The organism is Glaciimonas sp. GNP009, assembly GCF_054343755.1.
Map to the genome: position 1 here is coordinate 4811640 of NZ_JBTGUV010000004.1, position 22696 is coordinate 4834335.

The following is a 22696-nucleotide window of genomic DNA, read 5'->3' on the forward strand; positions in this document are numbered from 1 at the left end:
AAACGCCACTCAGCCGGATATTTTTTTGCTTAATTGAAAAGCATTGCATAGGGTGCTGGCCTTTTTCGTTATTTGAATTAACGAACACGCAATCAGTATTTTGCTCACTTGGTCGTAATGTCGGATGTTGAATAACGAGGCAAGTAGAACTTTTATAGCGCCTAACGTTGTGGCGCAGCATGATTGGGATCGTACCGTATGCATAAATTATTGATCGTTTTAGTATGTCTTTTACCGCTGACTGCCTTTGCTGAAGCGCAAGACCCTTGTCTCACTCAGCGCAATACCATTGAGATAAATGCATGTGGACAGAAGCAGTTTGAGCAAAGCGATCGCTCCCTCAACCAAGTTTATCAATCGTTGTTAAAAAAATTCTCAGACAAAGATGCGCCTGATAGTCAGAATTCAGTCATTAAGCAGTATCTGGTTAATGCGCAACGTGCCTGGGTAACATTCAGGGAAAATGATTGCAAGGCAATTTATACCTACAACGAAGGCGGAACAATCCGAACCATTGCTTACTTGGGTTGCATGACCCAACATGCGGCTCAGCGAACTAAAGATTTAAAGGAATTTAGCTCAAGCGACCAGTGATCTGGTCCGGTGCTTATGTGTCGGCGATGTAGTTGGTAGCCCTAAAAAATAACGCATATAAAAAGCGACCGGCGTGAGCGGGCCGCTGTTTGCATTTTTTGAGTCACACGACGTTAAGCATGTTTTATTCCAAATTCTGTACTTGTTCCCGCATTTGGTCGATTAATAGTTTAAGTTCCATTGACGCGTCGGCGAGTTCTTTGATCGCCGCTTTTGAACCAACCGTGTTAGCCTCGCGATTCAGTTCTTGCATCATAAAATCAAGCCGTTTCCCGACAGGACCGCCTTTTTTCAAAATGTGGCGGGTTTCAGTTAAATGCGCACCTAGTCGAGACAATTCTTCTGCAATATCAATCCGAATCCCATATAGTGTTACTTCCTGTCTAATCCTATCCATTGCTTCATCACGCGACAGCCCAGACGCTGGGCCGGCTGCGGTAGAATCCGGCTGAGCCAAACCTAAGGCTTCTTGCATACGGGCAATGGCCTTTTGCTGAAATTGGGCGATCACTTGTGGCACCAATGGAGTGATTCTTTGGACAATGATTTCCATCGCATCAATACGTGCAATGATGGTCGCAGTCAGTGCAGAACCTTCGCGCACGCGTGACTCAGCAAAGGCGTCGAGCGTCGTCGCCATCGTAGTCTGAACGTCTGCTTGAAGCATATCCTGACTAATGACAGTCTCTTCGATCACGCCAGGCCAGCGCAATAATTCACCAACTGTTAGCGGGCTCGCCTCACCAAACTGTTTCTGCACGGTATTTTGTAATTCGGCTAACGCTGCCAAGAGCATCGTATTTAACGTTTGGCTGCTGTCATTACCTGCTTTGCGTCCAAAACTTAGTCGGCACTCGACTTTGCCACGACTGATGCGCGCCATAATTGCCTCACGCAACGCAGGTTCCAACGCCCTCAGATCGTCATTAATTCGGAATTGCAAATCTAAAAAACGTGAATTCACGCTTTTCAGCTCTATAGTAATGGTGCCGGCAGCGCTTTGATAGGTATTGACGGCATAGCCGGTCATGCTGGAAATAGTCAAAATAAAGTCCTCTTTGATTCTTGTTTACAAATTTATGAATTATCAAGACAATCTCAGTCACGCAGCAGATTATGGGATCAAAATCACCGACAACTGATAGGACTACGATCGTATGGCAGCACAAAACAATGCTCCACTGCCTGATGGGCTTAAGCTCGCTGGATATCGCATTGTAAAGAAGATTGCTTCGGGCGGGTTCAGTATTGTCTACCTGGCCTATGACGATGAAGGCAATGCCGTCGCTATAAAGGAATATTTGCCGAGTTCGCTGGCATTACGTCAATGGGGGGAGTTGTCACCGGCGATTCCTCCCGAAAATTTGCCTATTTTTCGCATCGGCCTTAAATGTTTTTTTGAAGAAGGGCGCTCGCTCGCCCATATTTCCCATCCGAACGTTGTTAGTGTACTGAATTTCTTTCGCGCTAATGACACAGTCTATATGGTCATGGCATATGAGTCAGGACGCTCGCTACAAGAGCATATTTTGCGACGTCGGGACAAGGGTGAAAAACCGCTGGTTTCTGAAAAATTTATACGTAAGATGTTTCATCAAGTCATGAATGGGTTGCGCGAAGTTCATACGCACAAGCTGTTACATCTGGATATCAAACCGGCGAATATTTATTTACGCGCTGACGGGACGCCGATTTTGCTGGATTTTGGTGCCGCCCGACAAACGTTGCGCACTGATTCTCCCAAACTATATCCTATGTACACGCCTGGTTTTGCACCTGCAGAGTTGTATGAAAAAAATGGTGAGTTAGGGCCGTGGACCGATATTTATAGTATTGGCGCCTCTATATTTGCGTGTATGACAGGTGCGCCACCGCAACCGGTCGATCAGCGCAAGCTTAATGACAAAATGCAGGAGCATTTTCGTAAGTTGGAAGGGTTCTATACCCCTGAATTAATTCAGGTAGTCCGTTGGAGCCTGATGATTGATCCTTTAGAGCGCCCCCAAAGTGTATTTGCATTGCAGCGAGCGTTAATGACACCTGTACATAAAGAAGAATTGCGAATTATGGATAAAGTGTCGCGCAAGGTACGGAGCTTGTTTTTTTCACACTTACAGTTTCGTCGCCGATTGCCAATTCCTGCGGAAACCATTCAGGAAAATACCCGATGTTAGTGCTCTTAAGTGATAATTTATCTCAAGCCCATCGCAACGCGATCCGTATTGTAGGCAAAAGCAGCGATGGTGTGGGAAAGCACGTGTAACATTGAAAACCAATCGACCTCAAGCGTTATTCACACCTTGCCAATGAAGGCCTTCACGGCGACAATTCAAGCCTCTCGACATACCGCCTGTTAAATAGGTGAAACGTTTAAAGATGAGGAAAGCGAAAAAGCGATAGAAGAAATTCGGTACGTTATAGAAAAATCAACGACCGCGACGACTCCTTTCATGGCATCACCGATTATTAAGGAATAACAATGCTGTCTGCTTCACATAAATTCACCCGTCCAAGTGGCCGTTCCGCCGACGCTTTGCGTCCTGTGCGCCTGACCCGCAATTACACCAAGCATGCCGAAGGCTCAGTATTGATTGAGTTTGGCGACACCAAAGTCATTTGTACCGCAAGCCTTTCGGACAAAGTCCCCGGTTTCCTAAAAGGCAAAGGGCAAGGCTGGCTGACAGCAGAGTACGGCATGCTGCCACGCTCCACCAACACGCGTATGGATCGTGAAGCCGCGCGTGGTAAGCAATCTGGCCGAACGCAAGAAATACAACGATTAATAGGGCGCTCCTTGCGCGCGGCCTTTGATCTGGAAGCCTTTGGCGAGCGAACGTTGCATCTTGATTGCGATGTCATCCAGGCCGATGGCGGTACCCGCACGGCGGCTATTACCGGCGCGATGGTTGCTGCTTACGACGCATTTTCTACGCTAGTCGATAGCAAGGCGATCGCCGCTATACCGCTGAAGCATTTTGTGGCTGCGATTTCAGTTGGTGTCGTTCAGGGTTCGCCTGTACTGGATTTGGATTATCTTGAAGATTCCGGCTGCGATACGGACATGAATGTGGTGATGACCGATGCCGGCCATTTTATTGAAGTGCAGGGCACTGCAGAAGGTGTGGCATTTGATCGTTCGACGCTAAATAGTTTGCTGGATCTGGCACAAACCGGTATCGGTCAATTGATAGCGATGCAGCGTGAAGTACTGGGCTTATCAGCATAGTCCGTTGATCGGCAGGCATCAAAGCAGTATCGAAGCGCGTGACACAAGGCCAGGTAAATAAAATCGGCCCCCTTTTTGCCTGCCGTTTAACGCGGTTTTGGTCGCTGCTTGTTACAAATGCTGCGCCCTGTCTATAGCCATGATTCTGCCTGTTTACCCTCCTTCTACCAGCGATGCTAGAGTATTGTCTTTATACGTTTTGTTTTGAGTTACCTATCTATGTTACGCACTCTGGTTTTAGCATCAAATAACGCTGGCAAATTAAAAGAATTTGGTCAATTGCTCTCCCGCGTTGGATTCGACGTGCATCCACAGGGCGAATTTAACGTTCCTGAAGCGGATGAACCATACCTGACATTTGTTGAAAATGCATTGACTAAAGCACGTCATGCCGCCCGACTGACGGGGCAGCCCGCTTTGGCTGACGATTCCGGCGTATGCGTTAATGCGCTGCAAGGTGCACCCGGCGTATTGTCAGCGCGCTATGCTGGCGAACCCAAATCCGATGCGGAAAACAATCGCAAACTAGTAACAGATCTTGTCCAGCATCAAGACAAATCGGCTTATTATTATTGTGTGCTGGTATTTGTGCGTCACGCTAACGATCCACAGCCAGTCATTGCAGATGGCAGCTGGCACGGAGAAATCATCGCGGAACCACGCGGCGATGGTGGATTTGGTTACGATGCGCATTTTCTGTTGCCTGATTTAGGAAAAACTGCCGCTGAGCTGACTTCGAGTGAAAAAAATGCTCTGTCACATCGCGGTCAGGCGTTACGCGCACTAGTTGAAAAATTGCGATGATTCCTATTAAGCTTATTGGCAGCACGCCAACCAAAACAAAAGTGGCCTCGGCAGAAAGTTCGGTTGAAACTTTGGACGGCGCAGCGCAAGCAGCGCTCGCTTATTTAAAGCCAGGACATTTACATCTGAGCGCATTACCGCCGCTATCACTATATGTACATTTTCCGTGGTGTGTCAAAAAGTGCCCGTATTGCGACTTCAATTCGCACGAGGCAAAGGGCGGTTTTCCAGAAGAAGAATATCTCACCGCGTTGCGGGCTGATCTCGAAAATGCGTTACCGCTTATTTGGGGTCGCAAGATATACTCAATTTTCATCGGTGGAGGAACGCCCAGTTTGATGTCTGCAGCGGGACTCGATCGCTTAATGTCGGATATTCGTGCACTACTACCGCTGGATGGCGCTGCCGAAATAACGATGGAGGCTAATCCGGGTACTTTCGAAGTCGAGAAGTTCAAGTCCTATCGCGCTAGTGGAATAAATCGGCTGTCGATTGGAATTCAAAGTTTCAATGGCCGCCACCTTCAAGCATTGGGGCGGATTCACGATGATGGCGAAGCGCGACGCGCTGTCGAGATCGCGCAACATACATTTGATAACTTTAATCTAGATCTGATGTATGCGTTGCCCGGCCAGACGCAGGAAGAAGCACGCCATGACGTCACGACAGCTATCGGTTTCGCCCCCCCGCATCTATCGATGTACCACTTGACGCTGGAGCCGAATACTTATTTCGCCAAATATCCCCCGCTAGTGCCTGATGATGATGCCAGCGCCGAAATGCAAGATATGATCACCGCGTTAACGGCCGAAGCGGGTTATGGACATTATGAAGTATCGGCTTACGCTCAGCCCGGTCGACAAGCGCGACACAATTTGAATTATTGGCAGTTTGGGGACTATCTGGGTATTGGTGCCGGTGCGCACTCAAAAATATCCTTTCCCCATCGCGTGATTCGACAAGTCCGCTACAAGCAACCCAAAGCCTATTTGGAACAAACCAGACTTGGCAACGTAGTGCAAGAAGAGGTTGAGATTGAAAGAGGCGAGTTAGGATTTGAATTCATGCTAAACGCATTGCGGCTAAATGGCGGTTTCGAGGTCAATCTATTTGCCGAACGAACCGGCATGTCTCTGAGTACGATCGAAAAATCTCTAAACGACGCGGAAGCAAAAGGTTTACTTTATCGAGATCATAAATTGATTAAACCTACAGCGCTTGGGGAGCGCTTTTTGAATGATTTACAGCAGATGTTTTTGGTAGATTAATTAGAATTAAGCCCGCTAATGACATTTAAAACAAAAAAATTCAAACATTGTCTAAAATTTAGCATCCAGCTATCGTCATTTCAGCGCGACTTATGTATAATTCGCCTCTCTGGAAGTGTGGCCGAGTGGTTGAAGGCACTAGTCTTGAAAACTAGCGACGGTTTATCCCGTTCGTGAGTTCGAATCTCACCGCTTCCGCCAGTTTTATTAAAAAGCCCCTATGACGGGGCTTTTTGTATTTCTCCTACCCACACGCCTACCCACGTTGCTCTTAAAATCTGGCTCGGTGCTTAGGCAGTTTCTGCTATACGCAAAAAAACTCAGGTGATAAATCCGCATCTATCGCATGCCCCACGATGCTTTTTCTTCTTTCATAATTGACGCGCCATTTTCTAAATGTTTCGCCGTTGTTCGGATAGCGAGGCAATTTATGAATATTGCTGGCCACGGACTCACTGCTTATCACATCCCAAAGAGCGCTGGCAGTGTGGTTAATCATAATCCAGAAAAATCATTGCTTTTGCCAGCCCATACGTAAATATGCCGCGCCGCAATCATCAATTTCATGCTGGGCAATGATAGGGAAAATCCCTGGTGTGGCAGCGTTGCACTGAGCAACTTGGCCGCTTTTCGGATCACGAAAAACTGCTGGAGATGCACATCCAGTAAGTATCAAGGCGACGATAATAATTAGTTTCTTCATGTTTGGTTTCTTAAAGTCCTGTGAGTTGTGTGGGCGGCGTATCGGTTGTTAAAATTGCAGATTCGGAGGTTCACTTTTCAGACAGTGAATTTGAGCAGCCGACTCGTAACATAAACTTACGCCTCCAGTCTTTGTGTCGATAACCCATACACGGTCTTCGTCCGTACTTGTGTGGCCTACAACCGCAATTTGATAGCGACCTGGTACGTCACACCCGGCCAATGTAAGCAGAACAAGTATATAAATAAATTTCATATTTCCGCACGGGAATTGGTAAATCAGTAAGATATTTTATGGCAACTATTTATAACTGGCAACACTAGAAGTTGTCAAGAGTATCTTTAAAGTAGTTTTTTATTAAGCTCTTTTTTGAACAAGCGTGTTTTTTTATCGCGCATTTAGGAGGAGTACTCCCCCGATATTGTTACCCCGGTTGGGGGGGGACACAGGGTTCCCAGAGTTCAGCCCGCCAAGGCACGCAGACTATATCAGCCGCAGCATTGGGAATATATTCAGGCCGGAGGGGAGTGCTGATGCAGGAGAAAAAAGCCCCTGCTAGAGGTGTGTAATTATGTAACCGAGAGCCTGTATAGCCTTACACGCGCGTGGATCATTATATTACTTAATAAAGAAATCAAAAAATTGCTTCTATCTCCTTCAACATGCTGAAACCGTAAACTAGTTATTTCTAGAGCCTGCCGGATGATGGATCATGACGGTTTTTTTCACTACAAGCCTATATATATATATAATATTTAATTACTACGGCGAGCTTGGGAAAATCAATCATGATCCATCATCCGGCAGGTTTTATATATCAGATCACCTCGATTCTTATCGTTCCTTGAGCATTATTATTTACGACGAATGATGCCGTAGTACATACCTGCTTCCCGTTTAACACTCGCAATGCCATGTAACTTTATCGCCTGACCAAAGCTTTTTTGAGTGTACGAATTATCGTTTCCTTCTTCTTCACACCAACAATGAAATTCATCAAATAATGTCTTAGCCGTCGCCCCCTGCTTGGGGTCGCACTTCTCGTATTGGCCAAGCCATCGGCCTAAAGAGTCTTGATCGTTTAAATACGTGCGTGTCATATTCTGCACTTGCTTAGGCGGCGTGAGCCCTTCGTTAGCATAATCAACTGCGCCAGCCACAAGCCACGCCAGAATGCCCTCCGCCTCCGATCGCAAAGTGTCGGTAAGAGCAGGGTCCCCCTCAGGCAATGCTGGATTTCTATCAGACTCCCCTGGCCGGTTCCACTTCATATCGAAAGGAATGATATGCAAACGGCCACGAACTGCCCCATCAAGGTGGTCAAGTGTCGGGACAGAGTTTGTCATCAACCATAACTTATGAGTTATATCAAACTCAAATGCATTTTGATTGAGGAATCGGGCGATCATATATCCATCGCCTGTATGACTCTTAATGGTCGCTACGTCGAACTTCTGCCCGGGTTTTGACTCGCTACTTATTGCAACCCGTGCACCAGCTAAACGTGCTGCAACCGATGACGCTCGCTCCGGATCGTTATTCTGATGAGTTTCCAGCATTACAGCGGGCGGGATACTCACACCATAATCCCCAAGTACCCATTTAACGATGTCGAGTAACACGTTCTTTCCATTAGAACCCGCTCCAACGCACACAAATAACTTGTGTTGCTCCGTTAGTCCTGTGAGTGAATACCCTAGCGCCTTACGCAGATAATGCGAGAGTTCTGGACGCAGCTCGAATTGCCCCACGGTATTGGCGATCACATCCTCCGTGATAGGATCAAATTTGGCTGAAATAGGACGCCCCGTAATTTGCTCCACGAAGTTAATCCACCCCGGTGCAAGTGCCTTTGGATTGAATGGAAGTCCTGAACGCTTCGTAACTAAATCCGCACGCGCCGCTGGGCGGAAATTTCCCGTGCGTAGATCGACGACCCCGTTCTCCACCCCCAAAAGTCGCCGATCAGTATCTAAATCCTTTAGGGATAATTTGACTTCCGGGAATTTCGCAGCGACCGCCAGCATATTATCTAGTGCCCGTTTGTTTCGGCACTGCTGCGCCCATTTTGCTATGCTTGCAGCAGTTCTTTCAATTCGCGTTCTATCTGCCGGAGTGTTTACAGCATTCTGGCTTTGATGATAATACTGAGTCGCTTCCTTTTGGTATTCTTCGGCTATGCGCAGCGCCATTGACTGCGCAATGCTACCGCTGTCGTCCCAGATCCACTTGTTGTTTTGCCATCCTAACCAAATACGTTTTTCGGTCACGTATCGTAAGTCACCATTTGTGAGTTTAACGAGCAGGTTCGCGTTTCCTGTGTCGGTGCGATCAACCAACATTTGATAATCGGTCTGTATGCCAAGTAAGTGACCCCTACGGGGATTAATCCAGCCTAACGTTTGGGCCTTCTTAAAAATTGAAGTGTAGTCGGATCTGTCGCCGATTAAGTCATCATTCCACTTGCGGTTAAATTCTTCTTCGTCACACTTCCAATCATGTAATTGTTTGGAAAATTCCAATGCTAATTCGCGACCGACCTCATCAAGAGATTTCAGATTCTGTAAGACAGATACCCAATACTCGTACCCATATGCATTTTTATTGTAGCCCTCCACGATTGCTACTAGAGCATTACGCAAATCCGATATCGTCTCGTTATTTACGCGTGCTAAGTTGACCGCCCGTGTCAAGTTGTCGGGTGCACTTTTGTGTGCTGGCTCTATAACCTCGTCGATAACATTATGCGGGATAGTTGCCAACAGTGTGTCTGGATTCACATAGCCATTTCCAAAGCTAGACCAGTAGGAGTAGGGTGCCCCCTTGTTTGGTGTGGGAAGAAACATTAACCGCTCTGGCTGGACGCACGACAGATCAAGCACGGGGATACAAAATAACTTCCCCAATGCCCGCACGCAGTGGGGGTACTCGCTTGGAGACACGGGGCGACTAAACGGAATCAAAAGGCGTAAGCGAGGCGATTCGGTTGTATGGGTTCGTGTGGTATGCCCAACATAAGAAAAGGGCACCACGCCACGAATAGTAATGCCCCTTTCCTCCGCGCCGTCAAGGCTTTGGATTAAGTTCGTCGCATCACTATCAATATCAAGCGTGGCGGCCGAGCGGCTTTTGACACTATTTTTATTGCGCGCCTTCCCTTCAAATTGACCAAAAATCACAAAGGGATCTTTCGCTTTCAAAGAATTTCGGGCGATATCTGATAAACCTAAGTAATCATCATGTGAAATAGTCGCATCCGTTGGATTCTGCACAGCATCTGTTAAATGCTTCCAAGTGTAGTCCTCGGTGTGAGTTATCCTTCCTTTATCTCCTTGGCCAAAGCTAGCCGCCATCAACGGCATAGACAATTGATTCAATCCGACGGGGCTCATGATTTCACCTCAAAACAAAGCACGGTTTCTGTGGTTTGTTTTGCAATTTCAGTTAAGAAATTATTCCGCGCCGCCCGGTATTTTTGAAGTACCCGCCTAAGTGCACGAGCGCGCGGCATGCTGGGTGTCCATTCTGCATTGAAATTGCCGTCATTAAATGTAAAGACCACAGAAAACCCCACACCCACATTGTGAGAAGCGCTTGTTAGATGAATGTCCGCAGCGGTTTTCATAGTTCACCTCGCGCCGTACTAACGGTTGCATTTCGGATCGTCGTGTCGATTGCACCAGACTTACATACGCCGTTGGCTACGAGAGCGTTAATATCTTCTTCGCGCCAGGCCACAACACGGGGGGAGAGCTTTACAGGCTGCGGGTATCGACCGGATTTCACTCCACTCCACCAAGATGCTCTGCAAACGGGAATGCGCGCCAGTACTGCGGGAAGGCGTAAAAGAATGGAAGGCTGTGAAGGTGTAATATTTAGCATGATCTATCCGTAAAAAAGGATTTGATCTGACCCTTGCTTATGATGCGAAGACGCCGGGACCAGACCTAAAATTAGGTTCTTAGTCCGTTGTCCCTCTCTATGCATCACCCACATTGAAGGGGTAGGGGTCGCGCTTAGTTTTGAATCTTGAATCAAGTTTACCCGCAACGGAATGATGCTAGACGGTAAGTGCTCCTCAATTCAAGTCGCTTTTATCGGAAAGCGGCACCGCCCGGTCTTTTAGAGAGTGGGTAACTCGTTAATTTTTAGTCTATCGCGTGAGATTAAAGATCGTCAAGAACTATTTACACATCTAGTAAATAGTTATACCTATCCCCTACAAGTAGTGCTTTAGTCTCGCACACTCGCGCCGCGAATTTGCGTCACGGTAGCGGCAGTCGGAATGTTCCCGCAATAATCCGCCCAAGCTTGCATAAGCAAAACACGTTTCTCCAGTAGGTCCCCGCGTCGATAAGCGGCTTCGACTTTGTCGGGCAAGCTATGCGCCAGCGCATGCTCGCAGATTTCGCGCGGGAACGCGTTCGCTACAGATTCGGCGCACCAGTCGCGGAAGGTCGAGCGGAATCCATGCACGGTTATATCTTTACGTCCCATCCTCCTCAGAACAGCCGTCAGACTCATATCGCTTAGCGCGCTACCTTGAACTCGTCCGGGGAAAATTAAAGCGCCCATGCGCGGCGTCGCGCGCAGCAATGCCATTGCAGTAGTCGATAGCGGAACTCGATGTTCTTTACCGCCCTTCATGCGCTCGGCGGGCACGGTCCAAACTTTCGTCGTCATATCCACTTCATTCCAAGTTGCGCCGCGCACTTCACCAGAGCGCGCCGCCGTGAGAATGCCAAACTCAACACCGCGTGCGGCGATACCTTCCCGAAGACGTAATGCCGCCATGAAGGCACCAGTTTCTTGCCAGGGCAGGGCGGGGTGGTTCTTGATCGGTGCAATCTTGCTCGGCGTCGCAAGCAGATTTTCTAGGTGGCCACGCCAGCGCGCCGGATTTTCACCCTGACGGTGCCGACTTGTGGTCGCCCAGTCGAGGATGCTTTCGATGCGGCCCCGCAATCTGGTTGCGGTTTCCGTCTTGTCTGCCCAGATTGCGCTGAGCACCTTGACGACCAGTGCGGTATCCACGGCGGCGACGGGCAACGCACCGATGATTGGAGACGCATAGGTGGCCAGGGTGTTTTCCCACTGGCTGGCATGCTTGGCATTTTTCCATCCGCTGCGATGTGCGGCAATATAGGCTGCTGCGCACTGATCGAAGGTGATCAACCGTGCAAGAGTCAATGATGCCGCAAGCTTTGCGGCGTCTCTGGAATCGAGCGGATCCTGGCCGGCCAGCAATAACACGCGGCACTCCTTCGCCTTTGCTCGCGCTGAGGCGAGATCCACGGTGTGTAACGGACCCAATCCCATTTCACGCTGCTTGCGCGCCAAGGTGAAGCGGAATATCCAGCTTTTAGTCCCGGTGGGTGAAACCTGTAGCCACAATCCTGAGCCGTCGCCGTAATATCCGGGTTTGGTTGCCTTGTTCACGCCCAGGGCTGAAAGCTTGTTTACATTTAATGCCATGATTGCCTACCCCTTAGCCTACCCACATCTCTACCCACACGGGAAACGTAGATTCTATTGTATTGGAATAAACGACGTTACACTATAAATTTCAATTTCCTCTATGAGGATTACGAATTGTTGGCATTTGTTGAACGGTATTAAACCGTAGAATGGCGGACACCGCTTCCGCCAGTTTTAAACATAAAGCCCTGATTATTCAGGGCTTTTTTGTTTTGCGGGTTTGATTGCTTGGATGTGTGTTTGCCATCTTTTATCGTAAACGTCCGCAACTAATACAAAGTATTCGCAACCCTCCTATTTTTTGATCGAAAATGCTGTTTTAAGGTCAAAAAAACAACCCATTTTGCATCGATATAAAAATAGCTAATCTCCGATAGATTGCTTGAGCCGAGCTGTAAGAAGTGCGTATTTCTGCTTTGAAGTATCGGCAAACGCTGAATCGCGAGATGACGGTGTATCGTCATATGGCACAGGTTCGGCGAATTGGTGGACAGTTAGATCCCACTTTTTTCCATCAATTAGATTATAAAAGTGCGTTCCGCCAGGCGTCTTAGTGGTAAGAATCCCACCGCCGAAATGATCTTGTACGACAAGAGACGTAATGCTGCAATGATTCTGCGCCGGATTTGATTGTGACCATGCCCCAGTTGGGCTTGAAGTGTCTGCGGACCATACCCGCGAAATCGATCTATATAGATCAAGTGGCGTCTCAAATGTCGTCGATGTAGAAGTATTCTGTTTGTCTTGTTTCATTAAAAAATTCCTATTCAACGAAAATTCTCTATAAGAGAAAATGTATTAGACATGGATATTTCGCCATAGGCGGGTAGGATAAGGAGTTTTTTGCCGTCACACTATTGGTATGGCGTCTAGCGATGCCAATGGATAACTTCAATGAAAAGTAGCCCAGGCGATAGATGCCGAGAATGCACAAAGCACCAATGAAGTTGCGCGCTGCAACTTGATGCGATCCGCAAACTTCAAGCGCCCGTTGGCTAACGCTGCGCCGAACATCGTCCAAGCGATGCCGATAGGTATCAACAGGCAAACAAACAATGCCGTCGCTGAAAAATAGATTTGCATATTGCTGGGCGATAGAACGGGGAAAATCGCAGACGAAAAAAGTAGTGCTTTGGGATTGAGAAGGGTTGCCACGAATAAGGAATGAGGGCCAACCGATCGTTGTCCCGATGTCTGCAGCACGGAGGCTGCCCTCCATACCATCACCGCAATGTAGATCAGGTAGAGGCTGCTGGCGGCGCGTGCCAAGATCGCTACCCAAGGGTAACTACTTTGTAAGGGCGCGAGCACTGCGCCCCAAACCGAGATCGCAATGAGATAGCCGAGAAGTTCGCATGCAATGAGTGGCAACGCGCCTTTCGCACCTCGCTCCAGGCCGGCGGCGGCCAGTAAGGTATTGGTCGGTCCGGGCGTCAGTAGTATGACCGCAGTGCTCAGCGCAAATATAGGTAAGTTGAAGTCAGATGTCATCAAAGTCTTGGAGGGGTAAGCAACTTGGACAGAGCCGGTTTGCAATTATCAATATCGCCGTTTAGTGCCAGTTTGTTGGCTAAAAGGAAAAGCGTAACAGTTTTTGGTGATGGTCAGTTTTCGACTTGCCCGCCCCACTTCGGCATATTGTACGCTACGCGTTTTGCTCCTAACAGATGCTTAACCCTATTTCTAAGCTCGCTCGCTGCGCGCCTCCGTAAGTGCTATGGTCAAGTGTTGCACCTTCTTTTTTAATTCATTGCGCTCTTCAGTAAGTTCAGCGACCAGTAACGTCAAACGGTAGATTTCTACTTGATCCGGGGAAGCGTCGCTCGACGGAGTCTCTCGTTCTGGCTTTGGCGGTAGTCGTGCCTCACGTACTTGTCTTGCTGCTTCGCGTAATTCTTTCTTGCCGCCAGCGACAGCAGCTATCTGTTGTTCGCTAGGCAAGGACGCTACGGCCACCGCAGCATTAATAGATATTTCACCGGACTTTACGGCTCTGACCAGTTCCGGCGCAGCCGTTTTTTGGATTTTTTCGATTTGTGCCAAGGTTGCGCTGCTTACCCTCGCAGAACGCGCAATGGCTTCCCGCGTTAACGGTTGCTCGCCCTCTGGCTGGCTTAATACATCTGCCCCAGCTATCTTATCGGGCGGGCGCTGGGCTTGCGTCTGTGCCACGCGCGTCGATACGATCTCTTTCTTGCGCAGGGCAAGTACACCGCGTTGAAAGTCCGATACGCTGCGCCGCCCAAGGTGGTTATCAATCATCCACATGTGGACATCTTCGATAGATTTAAACGTGTGGTTCTGAATAATATTAAAAGGAATTTCGTGCTTTTGGCAGATACCGTAGCGGTTGTGCCCATCTATTAAAAGATCACCCCACAGTACTAGCGCGTCGCGGCAGCCTTCGGACAGCAGGCTACGTTCTAGTGCGGCGAATTCGTCATCGGTTAAAGGATCGATATAAGCACGGAGATCTTCGCTGATATTAATGGTCATGGTTAAGACGAAATTAAATGATAGCGCGGTAGTGTACGCAACGCCGCTATTTTAAGCCACATAGCAACCTATTATTTCAAAAAAATCTGAGCTGCCCCGGTGTCTTGACGGACAGTGATGTATGAAGCGCCACGAATATGTTTGGCCGAGCTAGCCGGAATAGGGGAGAAATTGAAACAAAACGAATGCGCAAAAATACTTAACTGAAAGCCGCTCCGGCGAAGAGTTGAAATTCAGCGTAAATACGTAATGCGACTTTTATACGTATTGTTATGGATACTTCTTGTGCATCAATATAGGGAAGTGACGATCCTTTTTAAATTCGTTGCAATTTGATTTATTGGTCCGAGTTTTGATGGGTATTTTTCACGGTGGTCTGTGAAGAATGGGGTTTGAAAGATATACAAGCGTTAAATTATTACTAGTAATTATGATCTCAAGCCGTGCTAAAAGCCTCTAGAAAAAAGGTTGATAAATATATTAATAGATAGATTCCAGAGAGTAACTATACAGTGAAGAAAACCTCCAAACTAAGGCGACTCTTGTGTTGTGAAGCCTAAGTATTTCTTGAATGAGTGAAAAAAATTTTGTATATTTAACCAATATAGAATTCTTGATAATTATTTCGGCATCAACTTTGTTCAAAGGTTGAAATATAGGGCATCAAAATTGAATTGACGGGCTTGGTCGAGGGGGTAGCAAGGCTCCGATTTTCGGGAAGATGGTATTGGAAGAGTATTTCCTCGGCAGAGGTCGGAAGCAAGATTGATAAAGCAACTTTTGTGCTGGAACCGGATGTGGTGGCGCTGTTATTCAATCGTGCGCAGGGCGCACACTAATATTATCGGTTACCGATTGACCAATGCCAAGCTTTGACAGGCATCATCCCATGGCGTTGGCAGGGCTTGATCGGAGGCACTGAGGCTTAGGTTGCTATCGGTGAATTCTTTTTTGACCTTCAGGCGGGTGTCCGCGTATCGAAAAGGAGTTTCCATGCCTGAACTATCGTTCCAGGTGGAAGGCGCGGAGACGGTCCGTTCTGCGGCCACTCCGCTGCTTAATTGCAGACTGTGCATCAACACGGCTATTTCGAGCGTGAGAGTCGCGAATGTCATCCTACAGTGCCACATTCAGATCGAATCGCCACGGCGGCGCTACCGGCCGGGGGAGCAAGAACGGTTGCGAGAATTATTTGGCGATCCCCTGCGTTTCAAACAGGGGCCACATCCACTCCTGTGGACGCATAACACTTTGCTCATACCTGGTTTCGAAGGGAGTTGTATTGCGGACTTGCCGGTTCCATGTAGCTATGATTTCAATGTGGCCGCAGTGAAATTCTTTTATGCGCTTGAAGATGGTGAGGTGCCACTTTTGTTCCAGTTTAGCGGTACGGTTTTTTATCGCGATGAAAATGATCGGCTCCAGATCAGCCGGATTGCCTGGACCAAGGAGGCAACATTTTTGCTGCCCGATTCGGTGTGGCAGGAGATGATGGATCGCTATTATCCCAACGGCACATGGTTGTGTCTGGATCGCGATCAGTTTGATCGGCTTTATCGATATAAGAGGCAGCATGGACTATCGACATGGGAGCAGGCGCTGGATAGTCTATTGGATATCGTTGAAGAGAATGTGCCATGAATGCCTCGTTTATTCATAGCGTTGTAAGCGCCGTGCTTTATGAAGGTTATATGCTTTATCCCTACCGCGCCTACTCTGTGAAAAACCGGCAGCGCTGGGCCTTCGGGGGCGTTTATCCACACAATTACTGTATGGCTCATGATGGTGCCGATCCATGGATGATTCAGACTCAGTGCCTTGTGCAGGGTGGTCCCGACACGGTACTGACGGTCACGTCAGGGTTCTTGCATTTAACCGCGCGCGAGACGGGAGAATTGAAGCCGCCATTGGTGGAGTGGCCACAGGACGAGCCGCCATATTGTGCGGTTGATGTTCTGACGATCGACGGGCAGCATTTTTATAGCTGGCAGGAAGCGGTTGAGCGCCAGATTAATACCGAACCACTCTGCCTGGATGAGGTGGGTGAATCTGAATATAAGGAGTGGAAAACCCCCTTTGAATTAGCAGGGCATCGCGAATTGGAACCGTTAGGTAATGCGCAAGGTAAAGTGGCAGGTTTATTGGCACGTAACCGCCGATGCATAAACGGCGAAGTAGGAATACGTGCCGAGCGAGTGATCGATAACGTTTTCCGAATCACCGCCAGAATCGCCAATTGGACACCGTTGCCGGATGCGCGTGGTATTAGCCGCGATGCAGCAACGCTGCGAGCGTTAGTCTCGTGTCACCTGATTCTTCGGGTATCGGATGGTCGGTTCGTATCTTCTATTGATCCTCCTGCGGATCTCGCGGTGAATGTAGCAGAGTGTGAAAATATTGGTGTCTGGCCAGTACTAGTTGGTGAGGAAGGGACATTTGATACCATACTGGCCTCGCCGATTATCCTCTACGATTATCCGCAAATCGCACCGTAAAGCTGGGTGACCTTTTCGCTGATCCTAGGCACGATTTGGGATTGGCGCGTATGCCTGGCTATTGATTCCTCTTTGCGGCGGACGAAATTGAACTTATTACCTCGCAGGAAGCAAGGAGATACGCTGCATCCTTATCGCCGGTGGTTGAAAAACGTGTAAAATCATGCTCTCAACTTTAAGGCAAGCATCTCGCTAGGATTGTCCTTCGTCAGGTGAATTGGCGCAAATGCGGAAATGAAATTAATCTAATTAATTGCTATTGACTTAAAAAAGCAGAGTTGAAAACTAGTAATGTGACCCATTTGATAGTTTGAAGTGGACTGCTTTTGTCACTATCGAACATGAACCCTGATTATTCAGGGCTTTTTTGTTTTTGGAGAGGCCGTTTCCTACAGTGGATTTTAGGATAGTTATTTTCCCGCTATGCTTGATTTCTTTAATAAGGCGCTAAAACAAGTTTCTTTATTTTCTGTTCGTGAAATGAAGGTCAGGTGTAAGGCCTTTGAACGTCGCCTTTGTCATTAATGGAGACTATTTAATTAACATTCCCGGAAAATGGGAACGTTAATTTTGGCCTTAGAATGCATGTTGAAGTCATTTTTATTCGCTTAATGCTGTCATGCGGTTTATGGACTTGACCCGATAGCCGGACCGAAACTTCGGCAAGCAACCGTTAATGTTCAATTTCATCTTATATATTACATCTGGGAATGGGTACTATGCTCGTCATTACCATAAAGCAAGGCAAGGAAAAAAGCCTGCTAGTTCGTCAGCCTTGGATTTATGCCTCTGCCATTGAGCGCATCGATGGAAAGCCTGGCGAAAATATGCAATTTGGCGCTACAGCGCTGGTACACTCGTCTTCAGGCAAGTTTTTGGCGCGCGCAGCACATAGCCCGAAATCGGAAATTCGCGCGCGAGTCTGGACTTTCGATCAGAACGAATCCGTCGATCATGCATTTATGAAGCGTCGTATCAAAGCAGCTGTTGCGACGCGCAGTCTCGCCAGGGGTGCAAAAAATAGCGCTGCAACCGATGTGGTGCGACTGATATTGGCAGAAAAAGATGGATTACCGGGACTATTGGTGGATTGGTATGGCGGTCGAAACGGCTACCTCATATGCGAATTTCAGGCCGCTGGCGTGGAAGCCTGGAAGGTGCCGATCGTTAAGGCTTTGATGGCCGAAACCGATTGTCCGAATGTCTATGAACGCTCAGATGAGCTTATCCGAAAAGGTGAAGGCTTGCTCAACGTATCCGGTGTCTTGGCGGGGGATGAGCCGCCAGATGAAACTCAATTCACGGAGAATGGTGTGCGTTTTGCTATTGATATAAAGACAGGGAAGAAAAGTAAATATCGGTAAACAGGTGTCGGCTGTGTACTTTGACGCGCATACACCGGTGCAAGTCACACCCTCCTGTGGCGGATGGTGCGAAGAGAGTGAGAAATATTCCTATGCTGAGTGCGTTTTCGTAATTAACCTAGATTCTCCATAATCCGCAGTGTGCTGCTCTCTACCAACTCACCGGCTTGCGCAATCCATGCAATAACGTGTGGAGCCTTAAAATGTTGGTGAAGCAGTTCACGGCTTTCCCACCTTTCAAAGAACACGAAAGTGCGCGGGTCGTCTAAGTCGCGATGGAGGTCATATTGAATAAAACCTGGATCGCGTTGACTTGGTGCTATTAATGCACGCATTGCCGCTTCCATTTTTTTTTCTTGCCCAGGTTTGGCGGTATTGATCGATACGACGGCGATTTGAGACATTTTTTTCCTTTTTTTAAGGTGAGAATCGAACGATACAGCAGGATAGTTTTACGCGCACGAGTGTTGGTAAAAATAGCAAATTCTTCAAGATAGAGAAAGTCTGATATGAGTGATAATGTAACCGCTGTAAGCGCGGAAGACTTCCTCCCGGTTGGCATGCTTGCCAATGGACGTGGGCCAGCTAAAGCGATGGAGAGCGTAGCAAAACGTAAAATGAACGTTCCAGGTTGGGAACCGTTCCACTATGAGCAGATTTCTGCAACAGAATTTGAAGTAACCGGCGGTCTTCCCGAGGTTGTTGGTGGTGCAAAAAGGTGGCCGGAACCACATACTACAGTGATTGTTTTAGAAGGTGAATTGACTAAAGAATTACAGTTGAGTACTTCAGTCGAAGCATCGTTTGATGATAAAAAGACTGCCATTACCATCCATCCGAAAGTGACACTTTCGTCCAATGTTGCAGCATCATCTCCTCATACCCAACATACTAAAAGTCAGTCCAGATATATGACTGTTATCTTGCGCATGCCTGATGATGCGGCGGGACATCAACGGATAGTCGAGATGTTAGCGCTGAATAAAAATTTCTTTGGCGCTGACGTCGTAGCGACTGCCTTTCAGGACGATGTTATGGTCAGCAAATCTTTGCAGATAAGCTGATGCCACAGTAATCAACTAAAAAAGTTTGCTTTGATGCTTGCCTTGGCACTCAAAAATAGCGGACGTTCGGTTTTGGTATGACCAGGACTATCAACATTGCAAAACGTTATTCAAGCCCAGTCCGTGTAGGACCCTTTCGCTTAACTCTGCTGATGTCTGTGAGATGATTTCTTCAGGCACTTTAAATTTTTTGGTAAGCCGCTTATAGCTTTCGAATCCGTACGAAACCATAAACGGATGCATCCCGGAATCGATCGCGGCCAAGAAATCCTTCTCTTCATCACCGCAAATATAGCTACGCGCCGGATTAATATTAAAACGCTCTCTGGCAGCACGAAATTCGACCCTCTTTTCCTCGCGAACCGGAATATGAATAAAAAAATCAAGCGCGTCGAGATCAACGTCGTGGCGGCGGAAAAGTTGTCGCAGCGTTTCTTCTGGCTCGTTGGTGATGTTACGGGTAACTAGTCCGACTATTACGTCGGGCGCAGCGATCAGTGTTCGAATCAGCTCTGCAATATGGGGATAAAGTTGCGCCTCCTCCCGATATACTTCTGTCAACGTTTGAATTATTTGTTTCCGACTTTGTTTGCCGATCTGTTTTTTTATATTCGATGGAAAATCTTTCAACCCGCCCAGATATTTAAAAATATGGCGTCGCTTCTGAAAACTCTCTTCATCACCAATTGCCATATTGTGGTGTGCAAAGGTCTTATCGATTGCGCTAAACGCATCGATCGTGGTGCCATCCGCGTCTAGAATAATGAGTCGCTTGTCATTGTTGTACATACGTTACCCATAAAATGAAAAGGTGGCGATACGGCTTTTATAACTACTATGATTCCGTCCGAACCCTACCTAAACAATATGACGGGAGCGTGACGTAAATAACGCGTGGGGAGGAAGTTGGTATTGTCAGATTGATAGAAGCACGGGAAGAGGGGCAAATGCGTAGATATAAAATGCAGTTTTTTATACAGTCAAAAAAACCACGTGCGATGACGTGGTTTTGGGAATGGGCAATGTCTTCAGGTCGTTCAGCTGCCAAACGTATGTATTCTTACTACGAAAGCGAATATCACAATTAACAGCTTGGGGAACCGTTCAACCTTAGCCTATTTACATTTCAGCATTTTCGGATGCCGGTACTTCTGGTTCCATCGATGCCGGTGACGGTTTCATTACACGTTTTTTGCCCATCAGGCCCAAATCAGACCCGGTAATGCCATATTCCTGCATTTTGGTTTTGATTTCCATAATGACATCTGCGAGTTCGACCTGACGGACTTCTTCTGCTTGCAGGCGCAACTGTTCGATTTGTTCTTGAAGTTCTCTGTATGTAGACATTTCTATGGCTTTCTTTCTGCTGTTCAGTGGCGAAGTATACATTAACCACGCGGTTGAGCGAGAGGCTAGATCAAATAACCGAGTAAAATTTCTGTCGTGAAATATCGAATATGTCTGCTTCAAGTAATTAAATTCAATCTTTAGATGGAGGCTTGTCTTTTTTGTTAGATAGAACGGCGTGGCAGTGGCATCAAAAAGGCGAGTGAAATAATCTTAAAATTAAACCTTAAATTCCTTTCGCCCCTCTCCGGCGACTCCCTCTAAAAATACACGATCGCTTTATTTGTCTGTCGTTACGATGCTATTAACAAGGTTTTCTATATGATACGATTTTTGCTTAGTTTATTGGCTGCTGTAGGACTGCCGTTTGCTCCTGATGTCAGACCCGCCTTGGCTTTTTTACAACGTAAAGAGCAAGATGATGTCGCGCGTACTCAATACGAGGCCAAAATAGACGCAATCGTTGATGGCTTAGTGCATCGCAATGTTGCTCGAGGAGACAATACATTAGACTTATTGTTGCTTTCAGGTGGCGGTCAGCACGGTGCCTACGGCATCGGTTTTCTACGTGGATGGCAAAGTCGTAGCAATGGCTCTATGCCGGACTTCGATTTGGTGACAGGAATTAGCACTGGTGGGTTACAGGCACCGTTTGCGTTGTTGGGTACGGCAGAAGCACTATCCCAGGCTGCGGCCTTGTACCGCAACGCCACTACCGATTTCGCTCCGACGTTTGACTGGCTATTTTGGTTAAGACGAACCGGGGGATTAGTCAAGACCGAGCTATATCGACAGATGATTGAGCGCGAGATGAGCGGACGTATGAGTGCGCGATTGCAGGCTCGCTTTTCTGAAGGTAGGCAATTGATCATCGGTACGACAGATTTTGATCTGGGAATTGGCCATCTTTGGGACATCGGCCGAGAATTGGCGGCACCAATAGAGGGGCAACGTCGGGTGCAACAGATACTACTGGCTACGACCGCTATTCCTGGTATTTTCCCTCCGTTAATCTTGGATGATCACCTGCATGCAGATGGCGGTATTGTATCTAACGTACTGCAGGTTTTGGATTTTGATGGTTACCGAAAACTAGCTGCGAGTCTAGTTACTTCTGGCGTAATGCAACCGGTTACTGTGCGTATTTGGATAGTTATAAATATGTGGACATATCCGCGCCCGGTATCAATAGATCCATCCAGTCGCCGGTCCATCGTCCGTCGTAGCAACCTGTTGATGTTTTGGACCCATCAACTCCAATACCTTGCCGGAATGAAAGATATGGTGCGTGCTGTGAACGCCGAATTACCCGGCTTACGACTTGAGATGCGTTACACGTCGATCCCGTCAGAACTTGCAAACGAACCTGGTGCGGCTGATTTATTTAATCAGGAATGGATGACGCGTATCGAAAAATTTGGATTCGAACGCGCCCAAAGTAGCCATCCGTGGGATGAGATAACCACGCCTTATGCCCGTCCAGTGCCCTCAATGTCACAGGAGGAACAGCTTCTCTTTTCAATCTTAGTTCAAAAGAAGTAAGGCAACACACTGGGGTGGGTGTTTTTTTAGTTCATTAAGTTATATTTTTGACTAGTATTTTTCACAATTATTTACTATTGTAAGGGAATAGGTCAGATCTATAGTGGGATCGAAATGCTGATTGAACGTTTTCGTCAAAATGTAGAAGTCGACCTGCGCGATCCCCATAGTACAAATAAAAGGTTGCTCTGGTTACGTGATGGATGTTTTTGGGCCTATACCGCAGAAAGATCGTTAAGTGCGTTGCCGTGGCAATTGCAGGTAAGCCGTAGCTAATTAAAAGGGAGTCTTGGTGCAACCAAGACCACGGTTAAC

23 protein-coding genes and 1 tRNA gene are annotated in these 22696 nt (G+C 47.5%); 12 read left to right on the forward strand and 12 right to left on the reverse strand.

Translation table 11 applies throughout. The features are described 5' to 3' along the window. Window positions 1-198 precede the first annotated feature (198 nt). A complete protein-coding gene (locus tag ACXX82_RS22150) occupies window positions 199-594 on the forward strand; it encodes a lysozyme inhibitor LprI family protein (protein ID WP_458563714.1) in 396 nt (131 codons plus the stop codon). A gap of 124 nt (window positions 595-718) precedes the next feature. Here ACXX82_RS22150 and ACXX82_RS22155 read toward each other — a convergent pair whose 3' ends face one another. Further along, complete coding sequence (locus tag ACXX82_RS22155; RefSeq protein WP_322240653.1) at window positions 719-1624, reverse strand: YicC/YloC family endoribonuclease; 906 nt, start codon at window positions 1622-1624, stop codon at window positions 719-721. A 127-nt stretch (window positions 1625-1751) separates the two neighbouring features. Here ACXX82_RS22155 and ACXX82_RS22160 point away from each other — a divergent pair, with 127 nt between their 5' ends. From ACXX82_RS22160 to ACXX82_RS22180, 5 genes are all read left to right on the forward strand, one after another. Then, window positions 1752-2768: a serine/threonine protein kinase gene (locus tag ACXX82_RS22160; protein ID WP_322238443.1), complete on the forward strand. Its 1017-nt coding sequence runs from the start codon at window positions 1752-1754 to the stop codon at window positions 2766-2768. A 305-nt stretch (window positions 2769-3073) separates the two neighbouring features. Beyond that, entirely contained in the window at window positions 3074-3820 is a 747-nt protein-coding gene (gene rph, locus ACXX82_RS22165; protein WP_322238445.1) for a ribonuclease PH, read from the forward strand. A gap of 219 nt (window positions 3821-4039) precedes the next feature. Next, window positions 4040-4624, forward strand: a complete 585-nt coding sequence (rdgB, locus tag ACXX82_RS22170) for an RdgB/HAM1 family non-canonical purine NTP pyrophosphatase (protein ID WP_322238447.1) — start codon at window positions 4040-4042, stop codon at window positions 4622-4624. Continuing rightward, window positions 4621-5892: a radical SAM family heme chaperone HemW gene (gene hemW, locus ACXX82_RS22175; protein ID WP_458563715.1), complete on the forward strand. Its 1272-nt coding sequence runs from the start codon at window positions 4621-4623 to the stop codon at window positions 5890-5892. The genes rdgB and hemW overlap by 4 nt, the downstream gene beginning before the upstream one ends. Before the next feature lie 111 nt (window positions 5893-6003). Next, window positions 6004-6093: transfer RNA gene (locus ACXX82_RS22180), tRNA-Ser, on the forward strand. Window positions 6094-6403: 310 nt separating this feature from the next. Here the strand turns inward: ACXX82_RS22180 and ACXX82_RS22185 are convergent. The 8 genes from ACXX82_RS22185 to ACXX82_RS22220 all read right to left on the reverse strand — a co-directional run bounded on the left by ACXX82_RS22185 (window position 6404) and on the right by ACXX82_RS22220 (window position 14569). After that, window positions 6404-6595, reverse strand: a complete 192-nt coding sequence (locus tag ACXX82_RS22185; protein WP_323507764.1) for a hypothetical protein — start codon at window positions 6593-6595, stop codon at window positions 6404-6406. 854 nt (window positions 6596-7449) lie between these two features. Next, a complete protein-coding gene (locus ACXX82_RS22190) occupies window positions 7450-9987 on the reverse strand; it encodes a DNA primase family protein (RefSeq protein WP_458563716.1) in 2538 nt (845 codons plus the stop codon). After that, window positions 9984-10220 carry a hypothetical protein gene (locus ACXX82_RS22195; protein ID WP_323507618.1) on the reverse strand — a complete coding sequence of 79 codons (237 nt, stop codon included), beginning with the start codon at window positions 10218-10220 and terminating at the stop codon, window positions 9984-9986. Before ACXX82_RS22195 ends, ACXX82_RS22190 begins: the two co-directional genes overlap by 4 nt. Further along, the gene (locus tag ACXX82_RS22200; RefSeq protein WP_458563717.1) at window positions 10217-10477 is read right to left on the reverse strand and encodes a helix-turn-helix transcriptional regulator; all 261 of its coding nucleotides are present in this window, start codon (window positions 10475-10477) and stop codon (window positions 10217-10219) included. Before ACXX82_RS22200 ends, ACXX82_RS22195 begins: the two co-directional genes overlap by 4 nt. A 351-nt stretch (window positions 10478-10828) precedes the next feature. Then, window positions 10829-12070, reverse strand: a complete 1242-nt coding sequence (locus tag ACXX82_RS22205; protein ID WP_458563718.1) for a tyrosine-type recombinase/integrase — start codon at window positions 12068-12070, stop codon at window positions 10829-10831. A 366-nt stretch (window positions 12071-12436) separates the two neighbouring features. Beyond that, window positions 12437-12826 (reverse strand): YunG family protein, encoded by a 390-nt coding sequence (locus ACXX82_RS22210; RefSeq protein ID WP_458563719.1) that lies wholly within the window; start codon window positions 12824-12826, stop codon window positions 12437-12439. Window positions 12827-12964: 138 nt separating this feature from the next. Continuing rightward, window positions 12965-13564 carry a LysE family translocator gene (locus ACXX82_RS22215; protein ID WP_322238473.1) on the reverse strand — a complete coding sequence of 200 codons (600 nt, stop codon included), beginning with the start codon at window positions 13562-13564 and terminating at the stop codon, window positions 12965-12967. A 192-nt stretch (window positions 13565-13756) separates the two neighbouring features. Next, on the reverse strand, window positions 13757-14569 hold the full coding sequence (locus tag ACXX82_RS22220; protein ID WP_458563720.1) for a ParB N-terminal domain-containing protein: 813 nt from the start codon (window positions 14567-14569) through the stop codon (window positions 13757-13759). An 872-nt stretch (window positions 14570-15441) separates the two neighbouring features. Here ACXX82_RS22220 and ACXX82_RS24680 point away from each other — a divergent pair. The 4 genes from ACXX82_RS24680 to ACXX82_RS22240 all read left to right on the forward strand — a co-directional run bounded on the left by ACXX82_RS24680 (window position 15442) and on the right by ACXX82_RS22240 (window position 18428). Then, window positions 15442-15498, forward strand: a complete 57-nt coding sequence (locus ACXX82_RS24680) for a hypothetical protein (RefSeq protein ID WP_369124710.1) — start codon at window positions 15442-15444, stop codon at window positions 15496-15498. A gap of 64 nt (window positions 15499-15562) precedes the next feature. After that, the gene (locus tag ACXX82_RS22230) at window positions 15563-16210 is read left to right on the forward strand and encodes a DUF6084 family protein (protein WP_458563721.1); all 648 of its coding nucleotides are present in this window, start codon (window positions 15563-15565) and stop codon (window positions 16208-16210) included. Then, on the forward strand, window positions 16207-17064 hold the full coding sequence (locus ACXX82_RS22235; RefSeq protein ID WP_458563722.1) for a hypothetical protein: 858 nt from the start codon (window positions 16207-16209) through the stop codon (window positions 17062-17064). Before ACXX82_RS22230 ends, ACXX82_RS22235 begins: the two co-directional genes overlap by 4 nt. 719 nt (window positions 17065-17783) lie before the next feature. Then, on the forward strand, window positions 17784-18428 hold the full coding sequence (locus ACXX82_RS22240; RefSeq protein WP_322238483.1) for a class I SAM-dependent rRNA methyltransferase: 645 nt from the start codon (window positions 17784-17786) through the stop codon (window positions 18426-18428). Window positions 18429-18541: 113 nt separating this feature from the next. Here the strand turns inward: ACXX82_RS22240 and ACXX82_RS22245 are convergent, their stop codons facing one another. Further along, the gene (locus tag ACXX82_RS22245) at window positions 18542-18832 is read right to left on the reverse strand and encodes a putative quinol monooxygenase (RefSeq protein ID WP_322238485.1); all 291 of its coding nucleotides are present in this window, start codon (window positions 18830-18832) and stop codon (window positions 18542-18544) included. A 105-nt stretch (window positions 18833-18937) separates the two neighbouring features. Here ACXX82_RS22245 and ACXX82_RS22250 point away from each other — a divergent pair, with 105 nt between their 5' ends. Next, window positions 18938-19492 (forward strand): hypothetical protein, encoded by a 555-nt coding sequence (locus ACXX82_RS22250; protein ID WP_323507624.1) that lies wholly within the window; start codon window positions 18938-18940, stop codon window positions 19490-19492. Window positions 19493-19582: 90 nt separating this feature from the next. Here ACXX82_RS22250 and ACXX82_RS22255 read toward each other — a convergent pair whose 3' ends face one another. After that, window positions 19583-20281, reverse strand: coding sequence for an HAD family hydrolase (locus ACXX82_RS22255; protein ID WP_322238489.1), 699 nt, complete (start codon window positions 20279-20281; stop codon window positions 19583-19585). Between the two features lie 330 nt (window positions 20282-20611). Then, entirely contained in the window at window positions 20612-20839 is a 228-nt protein-coding gene (locus tag ACXX82_RS22260; protein WP_322238491.1) for an H-NS histone family protein, read from the reverse strand. 321 nt (window positions 20840-21160) lie between these two features. Between ACXX82_RS22260 and ACXX82_RS22265 the strand changes: the two genes are divergently transcribed. Continuing rightward, complete coding sequence (locus ACXX82_RS22265; RefSeq protein WP_458563723.1) at window positions 21161-22381, forward strand: patatin-like phospholipase family protein; 1221 nt, start codon at window positions 21161-21163, stop codon at window positions 22379-22381. Window positions 22382-22696 lie beyond the last annotated feature (315 nt).